The sequence below is a fragment of the Halomonas sp. AOP7-E1-9 genome (genome assembly GCF_052376035.1).
Taxonomy (GTDB): domain Bacteria; phylum Pseudomonadota; class Gammaproteobacteria; order Pseudomonadales; family Halomonadaceae; genus Vreelandella; species Vreelandella citrativorans.
The window spans coordinates 44,124-56,919 of record NZ_JBQSVC010000026.1; the positions used below are offsets into that span (position 1 = coordinate 44,124).

The 12,796-nt window shown below is 58.0% G+C and carries 10 protein-coding genes; 9 read left to right on the forward strand and 1 reads right to left on the reverse strand.

All coding sequences use genetic code 11. From position 1 onward, the window contains the following. Positions 1–47: 47 nt before the first annotated feature. A complete protein-coding gene (locus tag ACT3R4_RS13740) occupies positions 48–1,295 on the reverse strand; it encodes an ABC1 kinase family protein (RefSeq protein ID WP_441679343.1) in 1,248 nt (415 codons plus the stop codon). A gap of 84 nt (positions 1,296–1,379) precedes the next feature. Here ACT3R4_RS13740 and ACT3R4_RS13745 point away from each other — a divergent pair, with 84 nt between their 5' ends. The 9 genes from ACT3R4_RS13745 to selA form a co-directional block, all read left to right on the forward strand. Then, positions 1,380–3,293: a DNA topoisomerase III gene (locus ACT3R4_RS13745; protein ID WP_441679344.1), complete on the forward strand. Its 1,914-nt coding sequence runs from the start codon at positions 1,380–1,382 to the stop codon at positions 3,291–3,293. Positions 3,294–3,572: 279 nt separating this feature from the next. Beyond that, a complete protein-coding gene (locus ACT3R4_RS13750; RefSeq protein ID WP_441679345.1) occupies positions 3,573–4,193 on the forward strand; it encodes a type IV toxin-antitoxin system AbiEi family antitoxin domain-containing protein in 621 nt (206 codons plus the stop codon). Between the two features lie 46 nt (positions 4,194–4,239). Further along, on the forward strand, positions 4,240–5,199 hold the full coding sequence (locus ACT3R4_RS13755; protein ID WP_441679346.1) for a nucleotidyl transferase AbiEii/AbiGii toxin family protein: 960 nt from the start codon (positions 4,240–4,242) through the stop codon (positions 5,197–5,199). Between the two features lie 178 nt (positions 5,200–5,377). Next, the gene (locus ACT3R4_RS13760; protein ID WP_172116477.1) at positions 5,378–5,776 is read left to right on the forward strand and encodes a hypothetical protein; all 399 of its coding nucleotides are present in this window, start codon (positions 5,378–5,380) and stop codon (positions 5,774–5,776) included. A 153-nt stretch (positions 5,777–5,929) separates the two neighbouring features. Continuing rightward, entirely contained in the window at positions 5,930–8,992 is a 3,063-nt protein-coding gene (gene fdnG, locus ACT3R4_RS13765) for a formate dehydrogenase-N subunit alpha (RefSeq protein WP_441679350.1), read from the forward strand. Positions 8,993–9,007: 15 nt separating this feature from the next. Then, complete coding sequence (gene fdxH / locus ACT3R4_RS13770) at positions 9,008–9,925, forward strand: formate dehydrogenase subunit beta (protein WP_172116476.1); 918 nt, start codon at positions 9,008–9,010, stop codon at positions 9,923–9,925. Beyond that, positions 9,922–10,629, forward strand: coding sequence for a formate dehydrogenase subunit gamma (locus ACT3R4_RS13775; protein ID WP_441679347.1), 708 nt, complete (start codon positions 9,922–9,924; stop codon positions 10,627–10,629). Before fdxH ends, ACT3R4_RS13775 begins: the two co-directional genes overlap by 4 nt. After that, on the forward strand, positions 10,626–11,552 hold the full coding sequence (fdhE, locus tag ACT3R4_RS13780) for a formate dehydrogenase accessory protein FdhE (RefSeq protein ID WP_441679348.1): 927 nt from the start codon (positions 10,626–10,628) through the stop codon (positions 11,550–11,552). The genes ACT3R4_RS13775 and fdhE overlap by 4 nt, the downstream gene beginning before the upstream one ends. An 85-nt stretch (positions 11,553–11,637) precedes the next feature. After that, positions 11,638–12,796, forward strand: a 1,159-nt coding sequence (gene selA / locus ACT3R4_RS13785; RefSeq protein ID WP_496201869.1) for an L-seryl-tRNA(Sec) selenium transferase, incomplete at its 3' end; no start/stop codon positions are given.

Genomic DNA, 12,796 nt, shown 5'->3' on the forward strand with positions numbered 1-12,796 from the left:
CGCAATAGCTTACCATGAAGGTGCACATGGCCGCAGCGGTAAACTCTTTATCGTCGGGCTACGCACTCAAACAGCGGCGCGGTCCGTGCGTGCATATCCAGCCGCGCTTTTAAACGCACCAGATTCCAGTAGTGGCCATTCAGCGCTCGGGAGAGTAGCAGCGTATCCGCAGGGGGCTGCAAACGGTCCATCGCCGCCCACACTTTGGGCGACAGTTCACGCAGGCGGCGGTGCACACGCACATCGCTGAAATCCTGCTCACCCGGCTCAAACAGTGGAGAGACACTTTCAGCAGTCTCGCGGTAAAGCGCCAACGGTGCGCCTTGGCCTTGGCGGCCGCCCAAATTGACGAGTGCGTCATCCATAGCCATGGGGTCATGATCAAGCGTGGCGCTGAGCAAATGCATCATCGCCTCAATACGTGCTTCGGGCACCGCAATCACAGCACCAAAATCGTAAATAATCAGCCGACCTTGCTCATCTGCCGCAAAATTACCTGCATGCGGGTCAGCATGCAGTTCGCCGTGGGTAAACAGCTCCTGGGTAATCCAGTCGGCAAGCGTGGTGGCTACCTTCTGGCGCACTGTATCATCGGCGCCTTCCAACTCACGTAGCGGCGTACCTGGCACGTAAGACATGGCCAGAACATGCTGGCCCGAAAGCTCAAACAGCGGCTTGGGTATGATGATTCGCGAATCGCTCTGATAACGCTCTCGGTACCGCGCCAAGGCATTTGCTTCCGCCTGATAATCCAGCTCATCGCGAAGCCCCGCCGCCAGCTCTTCAAACAGCGCATCCAGGCGCGCCTGAGGCACCTTGAACCAACGCCCCAACCCGATAATGCGGCGCACCTGTTTTAAATCACTTTCCAGCACGTCCGCCAAACCGGGGTACTGCACTTTCAGCACCACCGTTTCGCCCTCAAGGGTGACCGCCTTGTGCACCTGACCCATGGAAGCGCTGGCAAAAGGCCGCTCCTCAATCTCGGTAAAATACTCATGGATATCGCCGTACTGAAGCACCAAGGCTTCATGGATACGCGACCAAGGCATTGGCTCTGCCTGGCGCTGCAAGCGCGCCAGCTCATCGGCTAAATCTGGCGGCAGTAGGTCATCCCACTGCGACATCATTTGAGCAAGCTTCATTGCCGGGCCTTTAAGCTCGGAAAGCCCTTCGAACAGCGCCTCACCTAACGCACGCCAATCCGCCTGGCCGCCCAAGCGCGTTTTGAGAAGCGCACCGCCCGTGCGTGCACCTAGGCCCATTAACCTGCGTGTTCTACCGCGTTCGCGCATATCAATCCCCACTGCCCTGCCCTATAAGTCACCGCTACTGTTACCATAGGCGCATTTCGAACAGACGTTAAGGCCACGCTTCGCATGCGCTTGATTATTGCCGAAAAACCCAGCCTTGCCCGGGCCATTGCTGAAGCGCTGCCGGGAAGCCCCAAACGCCAGGAAGGCGCTATTGTGTGCGGTGATACCACCGTGACCTGGTGTTTGGGCCACCTGCTTGAGCAGTCCCCACCTGAGGCCTACGACCCCGCCGATAAACAGTGGCGGCTGGACCGCTTGCCCATCGTGCCCGGCACCTGGAAGTTGGCACCGCATTATAAAGCGCGTGGGCAGCTAGCGGTGATTCGCAAGTTAATCAAGCAGGCCACTGATGTTGTTCATGCTGGCGATCCGGACCGCGAAGGCCAGCTACTGGTGCAGGAAGTGATTGAGCACCTGAAGTACCGTGGCCCGGTTCAACGCCTGTTGATCAGCGATTTGAACCGCCCAGCGGTCAGTCGCGCCCTCGCCAAACTGCGCTCCAATCAAGAATTCCAGCCGCTTTTTCAGGCAGCGCAAGCGCGTTCACGCGCTGACTGGCTGTATGGCATCAACTTGACCCGTGCCTGGACGCTCACCGGCCGCCAGGCGGGCCACGATGGTGTACTTTCCGTGGGCCGCGTGCAAACACCGGTACTCGGGCTGATTGTGCGCCGCGATAACGCCATTCGAGATTTCAGGCCGCACCCGTTCTATCCGCTCTGGGTGGACTTACAGGTTGAAAAAGGCCAGCTACGCGCCTGGTGGGCGCCCAAGGAACACCAGCCGCTGGATGATCAAGGCCGCTTGATTGATCGCACGCCGGCCGATGCGCTGGCCGCCCAATTGCCGGGTGCAACCGGCCAGCTCACCAAGCTCGACCAGCAGGAAAAACGTCAGGCGCCGCCGCTGCCCTACTCGCTTTCCGCACTTCAGGTAGATGCCGCCCGACGCTTTGGGCTTTCCGCACAAATGGTGCTGGATATTTGCCAGCGCCTTTACGAGCAGCACAAGCTGATCACCTACCCGCGTTCCGACTGTCGCTATCTTCCCGAAGAGCACTTGGCCCTTGCCCAGCGCAGCTTAACCGGCGCCTGCCAAAATGATGACACGCTCAGCCGGTGGCTGAATGGTGCCGATTTCTCGCTGCGCTCAAAGGCGTGGAACGACAAGCAGGTGGGTGCCCACCATGCCTTGGCGCCTACCGGCAAGCCTGCTGATTTCAGTCAGCTCTCGGCCACCGAAGGCCACGTGTTTCGGTTGGTGGTGCGCAACGTCATGGCCCAGTTCTATCGCCCTTTGCGCACCTTTGAAGTGAAAGCCGAGTTCACTCTGTTAAACGAGGCGTTCCGTGCCCGCGGCCAAAGCATTCTCGACCCTGGCTGGAAACCGCTTTTCACCACGAAAGAAGAAGCGCCGCCGCTGCCATCGCTTACCCAAAATGAGCACTGCAAAGCGCTGGGTGCAGGCGTAGAGGAAAAGGAAACCCGCCCACCCGAGCCGTTTACCGATGCCAGCCTAATCAAGGCGATGATGAACATCGGCCGCTACGTGGATGACCCGAACGTTCGCAAGACCTTACGGGACACCGATGGCCTGGGTACCGAAGCCACCCGCGCCGGTATCATCGAAACCCTGGTGCAACGCGGCTACCTGGTGCGCCAACAAAAAGCCCTACGTGCCACCAAACTGGGGAACGCGTTAATCACCGCCCTACCCAGCGCCGTCAGCACGCCGGAACGCACCGCCCTTTGGGAGCAGCGCTTGCGCGCCATTTCAGAACAGCAGGATGATGCAGGCGCTTTTCAGCATGCGCTGCTGGAAGACCTTCGCGCCCTGCTCGAACAAAGTGACGCGAACAAACTCAGGCAGAGTTTGCAAACAGCCCAAGGTGCAGCGGGTAGCCCGGCAAAGCCAAGGAAAAGCACTAAAACCAAACGCGCCAGCTATATGAAACGCAAACCTGCCAAGCAACGCTGACTGGGGGTTCAACTTTGGCGACGCCAGCAAGTTAATGAAACACGGCCCCCAACACCTATAAGACACCTTGTTACACTAAAGCCTGTCATGCCTTTTTTTATTAGAGCTAGGCCCCGATTTCATTATCGCCTGAACAGAAAGTTCACGTACGCCATGGATGCTACGCATTGTAAGAAACTGCTTGCGCTCGACCAGTCCAACACCCCCGACGAAGCTGCCGCTTGAATCTTCAAGCGCGATCAGACAAAGTATCACCACATATAAACAAGTGGTGACACTTTGTCTGAATCCTGCTCCACCCGATCTTTTCGGACTCAACTTCAAACCCTGTTCCGCCAGCAAGGCGGTAAGCTTCGCCTGAGTGAGGCCCTGACACTGGGTATCAGCCGGTACCAGTTCTATCGCCTTCGTGATGAAGGGCTGATTGAGCCGGTCAGCCGTGGCCTCTATCGACTGGCGGACCTTCCCCCGATTGATAATCCAGATTTGGTGGCCACCGCCACCCGTTTTCCCCATGCCGTGCTCTGCTTGATTTCGGCGCTAGACTGGCACGGCATTACCACCCAGATTCCTCACCAAGTGCATCTAGCGGTGAAACGGGATGCCCGTCTGCCGGTTCTGGATTATCCGCCGGTGGCCGGTTATCGGTTCTCAGGGCAGGCCTTCAGCACAGGCATCGAGCAGGTAGAAGTAGATGACATCACGCTACAGGTCTACAACCCGGAGAAAACCCTGGCGGACTGCTTCAAGTTCCGTAACCGTATCGGCATGGATGTGGTGCTGGAGGCGCTTGAGCTCTACCGCAACCGTAAAACATTCCGGCCTGGGAAACTGATGGAATACGCCAGCATCTGCCGAGTTGCGAAGGTGATGGCGCCCTATGTAGAGGCCAAGCTTTGAGCGGAATCACTCAGTCAACGAACCAACAAGATGACAGGAGACTACGGTGGCCAAAAACATCGCCGCGTCTGTGCGCCAGAAGTTGCTGAATAAATCCCGAGAAGAAAAACGCCCCTTCCAAGAGTTACTACAGTACTTCGCTATGGAGCGGTTTCTTTACCGGCTTAGCCAATCGACTCATAACCGCAGTTTTACGCTAAAGGGTGCCCTACTGCTTTGGGTTATGCAGGGGCCGGACATTCGGCCGACGCGTGATATCGATATGCTGGGTCAAACAAGCAATCGCCCAGATGCCATTCTGGCCCAAGTGAGCGATGTGTTGGCTACGGGCGTAATGGATGATGGATTATCGTTTGACTTAAATACGCTAAAAGCCGAAACCATTACCGAAGACGCCGACTATCAAGGGATTAGGGTGACGTTTACCGGATTTCTCGATAATGCCAAAATCCCCATGCAATTGGATATTGGTTTTGGCGACATTATTTTTCCGCTGCCTTCCTGGCAGACATTTCCCGGCCTACTAGGCTTCCCTACCGACAGAATTCTTTGTTATACACCGGAATCATCCATTGCTGAGAAGTTTCAGGCGATGGTCCATCTGGGTGAATTGAACAGCCGCATGAAAGACTTTTACGATATTTGGATACTTTCGCGGCAGCACTCTTTCACGCTTTCGAACCTGGATGGCGCTATAACAAGAACCTTTGCTAACCGACATACGGCACTCCCTGAAACTAACCCTTTTTCTACCGCTTTCGTGGACAGCAAGCAGCCACAATGGCAGGCGTTCCATAAGCGCCTTGGCCAAGACCATGTGCCGGAGGCGTTTTCGGAGGTTGTCGTAGCGGTGTTGGAATTTCTTGGCCCCGTCATAGAGAAAACACCCGCTAATCCCGTGCACAAAATCTGGCACCCACCCGGTCCATGGAGTCCGCAGCCCAGCCAAGCGTACGAGCAAGCCAAAAAAGAGCTATACAAAGAGAAAAAGTACCAGTGGGAGTAAGAAGTAGAATAACGATGACGGGATGAACACCTCTTAACCCATATTCTTGCGCCAAGCGGCGCGACTGTCTATACAGAAGGTAGATACGGCATCGCTGCCCTTAAATAGTAGCCAGTGTGGATCGCTCAGCGGCAGAGGCCTTGACCCATTCGACTTAGCTCATTCGAGGAGTTCCAGCATGATACGACGCACGCTCCCCCTCCTTGTTGCCTTGCTAAGCACTGGCGCCACCATCACGCTTCAGGCCTCCGAACCAGCAGCGCCTCAGAATGAAAGCGGCGTACTTCCCAACGCCATGCCCGAGAAGCCGAATATAGATACCGGCACGGCGGGTACCACCAGCGGCATTACCGGGGCGAATATGGATCAGGAGGATGAGACCACCGGTGGTGGTCAATCCCGGGGCGATGCCATGTTCCAGACGTCGGACTCTCAGCCCGATGCTGGGTCCACCTACGAAACCGAGACACCTGAGCGCGAGGAAGCACTTTTGCCGGATGAACCGCTGGGAGCCGACGACAGTGGGCGCCGGGAAGACGGTGAATCTCAGGGCAGCACGTCCGATTCGCCCGAATAAGCCGTTAATAGCAAGCCCTAGTGGCAACCTTCTCATTGGACAAACGACACCGCGACGCACCGACAAACAAGAACAGACGCACTATGCTTAACGGATATGCCATCTCAGGAAGTGACGACATTCAGAACAAATCGATAGGAGGCCGGGATGACTCTGAAGGTTACGCGAAGACAGTTTTTTAAACTCGGGGCAGTCGGCATGGCCACCTCCAGTATGGCCATGATGGGCTTTGCACCTGAGCCCGCGCTCGCCTCAGTTCGCCAGTTCAAGCTTACCGGCGCCAAGATAACCCGCAGCAACTGCACCTACTGCTCGGTGGGCTGCGGCGTGCTGCTCTATAGCCGCGGCGATGGGGCGATCAACAGCATTGATAGCATCTACCATGTCGAGGGCGACCCGGATCATCCGGTCAGTCGCGGCTCGCTGTGTCCCAAGGGTGCGGGGCTGCTCGACTACATCCAGAGTGAATCGCGCCTCAAGTATCCTCAGGTACGCGAACCCGGCACTGATGAGTGGAAACGCATCAGTTGGGACGACGCGCTGACACGTATCGCCCGGCACATGAAGGATGATCGCGACGCCAACTTTGTCACCCAGGACGATGCAGGCAATACCGTCAACCACTGGACCACGACCGGGATGCTGGCGGCGTCCGCCTCGACCAACGAGACGGCGTACCTGACACAGAAGATAGTCCGCAGCCTTGGCATGGTGGTACTCGACAACCAGGCGCGCGTCTGACACGGACCGACGGTGGCAGGTCTTGCCCCAACATTCGGTCGCGGTGCCATGACCAACCACTGGGTCGACATCCGCAACGCTGATCTTGTTCTCGTCATGGGTGGCAATGCCGCCGAGGCGCATCCCGTTGGTTTTCGCTGGGTGATGGAAGCCAAGGAGCACAACGATGCCCGTTTAGTGGTGGTCGATCCCCGCTTCAACCGCACGGCAGCGGTGGCGGACTACTACGCGGAAATTCGTACCGGCACCGATATCGCTTTTCTGGGCGGTCTGATCAGCTACTTGATCGAAACCGATCAGATCCATCATGAGTATGTACGCGCCTACACCGACGCGAGCCTCATCGTGCGCGAGGATTTCGGCTTCGAGGATGGCCTGTTCACCGGCTACAACGCCGAGAATGGCGACTACGACAAAGAGACCTGGCGGTACGAGTATAACGACGAAGGCTATGCCCTGCGTGACGATACGCTCCAACACCCCCGCTGCGTATTCCAATTGATGCGTGCGCATTTCAGTCGCTATACCCCTGATGTGGTCTCTTCAGTGTGCGGTACGCCTCGTGACAAGCTTCTGCACGTCTGGGACATGGTCGCCGCGACCGTCGTGGACGACAAGACCATGACGATCCTCTACGCACTGGGGTGGACGCAGCACTCGATCGGTTCGCAGATCATTCGCACTGCGGCGATGCTTCAGTTGTTGCTTGGCAACATGGGCATGCGCGGGGGTGGCGTCAACGCTCTGCGTGGGCACTCCAACATCCAGGGGCTGACCGATTTAGGCCTGCTCTCGGACTTACTACCTGGATACATGTCGCTGCCCGAGGCCGACGAGCAGGATTACGACGCCTATATCCTTGATCGCTCCCGCCCGGACCTCCTGCCTGGTGAAGTGTCCTACTGGCGCTATTACGAGCGTTTTCATGTCAGCCTGATGAAGGCCTGGTTCGGCGATGCGGCCACCGAAACAAACAACTGGTGCTATGACTGGCTGCCCAAGCTCAGCGAGACCCTGTATGACGTGCTGCATACTTTCGAGCGAATGAGCCATGGTGAAATCAACGGCTATATTTGCCAAGGGTTCAATCCGCTAGCCGCCTTTCCACATAAAGCCAAGACTAGTGCGGCGCTTTCCCGCTTGAAGTACTTGGTGGTCATCGATCCGCTGAGAACCGAAACCGCCGAGTTCTGGAAGAACCATGGCGAATTCAACGACGTGAACACCGCCGAGATCGATACTGAAGTGTTCCGCTTGCCGACCACCGCATTTGCCGAGGAAGACGGTTCCATCGTCAACAGCTCACGCTGGCTGCAATGGTTCTGGGCAGCGGCACCGCCCCCGGGCGAAGCGATTCCCGATACCGCCATTCTGGCGGGCATCTTCTTGCGGATGCAGCAGATGTATCGTGACGAAGGCGGCGTCTTTTCAGATGCGCTGCTCAATCTAAGCTGGCCCTATCGCTACCCGGCAGAACCAAGCGCTAACGAAATAGCCCGGGAGTACAACGGTTGGGCACTCGAAGACGTGGTTGATGAACAGCGCAATATTGTCTGCCGGGCGGGCGAGCAGATCGAGGACTTCGGCATGCTGCGTGCCGATGGCAGCACGGCGAGCGGTTGCTGGATATTTGCCGGCTGCTGGACCGATGAAGGTAACCAGATGACCCGCCGCGACAACTCCGACCCCTACGGCGTCGGCCAGACGCTGGGCTGGGCCTGGTCGTGGCCGGCCAACCGGCGAATACTCTACAACCGGGCAAGCGCACGTCCCGACGGCGCGCCGTGGGCTGAGCGCAAGGCGGTTGTCTGGTGGAACGGCAATCGCTGGGTGGGTAATGACGTTCCCGACTTCCCGGTGGAATCCGCACCGACAGAAGCTCAGGGCCCCTTCATCATGAACCAGACGGGGCGAGGGCAGTTCTTTGCCCGTGACCGTATGGTCGAAGGGCCTTTCCCGGAACACTACGAACCGTTTGAAACACCCATCGCCAATAATCCGATGCACCCCAACAATCCGCTGGCCAAGAACAATCCAGGGGCGCGGGTGTTCGAGCAGGATCGAGCCAATTTCGGCACCTTCGAGGAGTTTCCGCATGCGGCGACTACCTATCGCCTCACTGAACACTTCCACTACTGGACGATGCACAACCGCTTGAACGCCATCGCCCAGCCGGAAAAATTCGTGGAGATTGGCGAAACTCTGGCCAACGAACTGGGCATTGTTAAAGGTGACCGAGTCCGCGTCAGCTCCAAGCGCGGCCATATCGAAGCGGTGGCGGTGGTGACCAAACGCATTCGTCCATTGCAGGTAGCGGGACATACGGTGCACCAGATAGGCATCCCGATTCACTGGGGTTATCTGGGCGAAACCAGGCAGGCTCACCTGACCAATACGCTGACGCCCTCTGTAGGTGACGCCAATACCCAGACGCCGGAGTTCAAGTCGTTCCTGGTACGGGTCGAAAAGCTATAACGCAAGGAGGAGAGCATGCGTGGGGAACAAATCAACTCGCAGAATATCATCGCCCGCTCAGCGACCTCAGTACCTTCGCCTCAAAGGCGAAGCGGCAGCGTTGAAACTGTCACCAAGCTGATTGATGTATCCCGCTGCATCGGTTGCAAGGCATGCCAGGTGGCATGCTCTGAGTGGAACGACTTGCGTGACGAGGTGGGTGAATGCGTGGGTGAATACGACAACCCGACTGACCTTACGCCCGACTCCTGGCAGGTAATGCGTTTCAACGAGCACGAGAACGAGCAAGGCAACCTGGAGTGGCTGATCCGAAAGGACAACTGCATGCACTGCGCCGAACCGGGCTGCCTTGAGGCGTGCCCGGCACCTGGCGCTATCGTCCAATACGCCAACGGCATCGTTGACTTCAACTCCGAGCACTGCATCGGTTGCGGCTACTGTGTCACTGGCTGCCCTTTTGATGTTCCACGGATTTCGAAAAAGGATTCCAAGGCCTATAAATGCACACTGTGTTCTGATCGTGTCTCTCATGGCCTGGAACCAGCCTGTGTAAAATCGTGCCCTACCGGTTCGATCATGTTCGGCACCAAGGAGGATATGCTCGATCTCGCTGAGACGCGCACCGATTTTCTCAAAGGGCGCGGCTTTGAAAATGCCGGTATCTATGACCCTCAAGGGGTGGGTGGCACCCATGTGATCTACGTGCTGCAACATGCCGACAAACCGGAGATCTACAGCGGCTTGCCCAAGGACCCGCGCATCAGTCCTCTGGTCGAGGGTTGGAAAGGTATACCCAAGCCGCTGGCCTCAGCAGCTATCGGGCTTGCCGCATTTGCCGGGTTCTTCCACTACCTCACCGCAGGCCCCAAGGAAACACCGGAAGAGGTGGAAGAAGGAGTGGAGGACGAGGAGCCTGAGGAGAAACAGCCATGAATGAGCCGAAACCGCATGCCAAATCCGACCCAGGCATCCTGCGATATGATACGTTTTCACGCATCAATCACTGGCTCGTCGCGATCAGCTTCGTGATGCTGGTGCTCAGTGGGCTGCCCTTTTTTCACCCCTTCTTCTGGTCGTTAACCGGTCTGTTCGGCGGCCCGATCATGACGCGCATCCTGCACCCGTATATTGGGCTGTGTATGACGCTATTTTTCGTGATCATGGTGATCCGCTTCTTCAAGGTGAGCCTGATCAAGCGCCATGACATTCAGTGGCTCAAGCAGATCAAGGACGTGCTGAGTAATCATGACGAGCGTCTGCCGCCGGTAGGTAAGAACAATGCCGGGCAGAAGCTCGTTTACTGGATCATGGTGCTCTGCGTGCCATTGTTGCTGGTAACCGGTCTGCTCATCTGGCAACCCTACTTTGCCGATGCCGTCCCCATCACACTACGTCGGTTGGCCGCCGTTGGGCATGCTTATGTGGCTTTTCTCGCGATCATTACCTTGATCATCCACATTTACTCGGGTATCTGGGTGAAGGGGTCGTTCACCGCCATGATTCGTGGCCGGGTCAGCAAGCCTTGGGCGAAACATCATCATGATTTATGGTACGAGGAGGAAATGGACAAAGAGCGCAAGGAGCGCGAGATGACCAAGCAGCCGCACACGACCATGACAAGAGAGGAGCCCAAGTGAATCACGCATATGGCAATGCCCCGATGGGCGTTATTGATCCCCCCTCCGTGGTGCTGCCCGAGCAGGAGCACTTTGCCCAGCGCGCACAGCGCTTGCGTGGCCTCTCCGAGCGTATCGAACCGCTGCGTGATTTTCTGGCCTTTATGGCACAGCTCTCCCAAGCACAGCAGCGGGCACTCGAGCACAATACCCCAGCGTGGCTGCCCGAGCCGGGCGCCTTTGCGCTGGCCTTTGAGCACGGCATGCCGCCGCTGGGTGCCCAAGCGATTTGCCGCGACATCGATTTTCATAGTGAACTCGCAGCACTTCTCGATGGCCTCGATTTGCATGTCGGTGAGGCGCAGCGGCCGTTGCTCGACACCCTGCGTAAGCTGCCCAGGGAGGAAATCGACCGCCTTGCCCAGGAAGTGCTGGAAGCGCGTCCCGGCCCTGAAGCAAGCCGTGGGCTGATGCCCTTGGTAGCGGCAGCGTTGCAAGTGGCCTGGCTGCGCTTGGCACGCACCTTGCCCCAACCGCCAAAGCGCCCCTCCGCCGAGGCCCGTTCGATCTGCCCCTGTTGCGGCTCACTGCCGGTGGCAAGCATCATCCAGATCGATTCTAAACGCAGCGGGGTGCGTTACCTGCAGTGTGGGCTATGCGCGACACAGTGGTATCTGGAGCGCTCCAAGTGCAGTGTCTGCGATCAGAGCGGTAAGCTTGACTACCTGAGCCTTGAGGACGAGAGCGGCGAGCGCCTGCTTCCTACTCAGGCCGAGACCTGTGGCGACTGTCACTCCTATCTCAAAATCATGCCACATGAGCTCGATGCACATGCTGAACCCCTCGCTGATGACCTTGCGAGCCTGGCGCTGGATCTTCTGCTTGCTGAGGAAAAGCAGTATTTTCGTAGCGGCTTCAACCCGCTGCTGATCGTTGGCGAATAAGGGCATCCCCGAGCGACCATGGACGACCCGCGCTCAGCCATGCTATACCTTGGGATTTGAATCCCGGCATGGATTGAAAACAACAATGGACGTTCGACGCAGCCTGCCCGCCGTAGACACTCTGCTGACCCACCCCACTCTGCAGCAAGCCCAGCAGCGCCATGGTGGGCGCCTGGTCAGGCAGGCCATCCGCCTGACCCTTGAGAGCGAGCGCTCTCGCCTTGCGGGGAGTTCGGAGCTTACCGAGCATCAACTTGCCGCCCTCTCTATCAATACACTCACTGCCCGAGTGCTTGAACGCCTGGAGCAGCTGGTACGGCCTAATAGCCGCAGCGTGTTCAATTTGACCGGTACGGTGATTCATACCAACCTCGGCCGCTCGCCACTTGCCGAGCCCGCCATTGTGGCCATGGTTCAAGCCGCCCGCCATCCCATGGCGCTTGAGTATGATCTGGAGAGCGGCGGCCGTGGCGACCGCGACCGCCTAGTGGAACCCTTGCTTTGCGAGCTGACTGGCGCCGAAGCAGCCACCGTGGTCAACAATAACGCTGGCGCTGTACTTCTGACCCTGAGCGCTCTGGCCAATGGCCGCGAGGCGGTCATATCACGCGGCGAGTTGATTGAGATAGGCGGTGCCTTTCGCATGCCCGACATCATGGCCGCGGCGGGCTGTCGGCTGCATGAGGTAGGCGCTACCAACCGCACCCATGCCAAGGATTTCCAGGCCGCTATGGGCGAGAGCACCGGGTTGATCGTCAAGGCACACACCTCCAACTACGCCATCACCGGTTTTACCAAGAGCGTGCCCGAGCGCGAACTGGCGAGTATTGCACACGCGCAGGGAGTCCCCTTCATGGTTGACCTGGGCAGCGGCGCACTAGCCGACTTCTCCGCGCTTGGCCTGCCTCATGAAGAGCAACCTCGCGAGGCAATCGCCGCCGGAGCCGATGTCGTCACCTTTAGCGGCGACAAGCTACTGGGCGGCCCGCAGGCAGGCATCATTGTTGGCCGCCGTGACCTTATCGATACGATCAAGCGCCATCCATTAAAACGTGCCCTGCGCCTGGACAAGCTGACCCTGGCCGCTCTAGAAGCCACTCTGCGTCTTTATCGTGACAGTGACGCGCCGCAGCGGGACATCCCCACACTGGCAATGTTGACGCGTACTGACGTCGAGATTGCGGCGACCGGCGAGCGTTTACTCTCCGCCGCCCAAGCTTTGCTCGATGACATCGATGTTACCC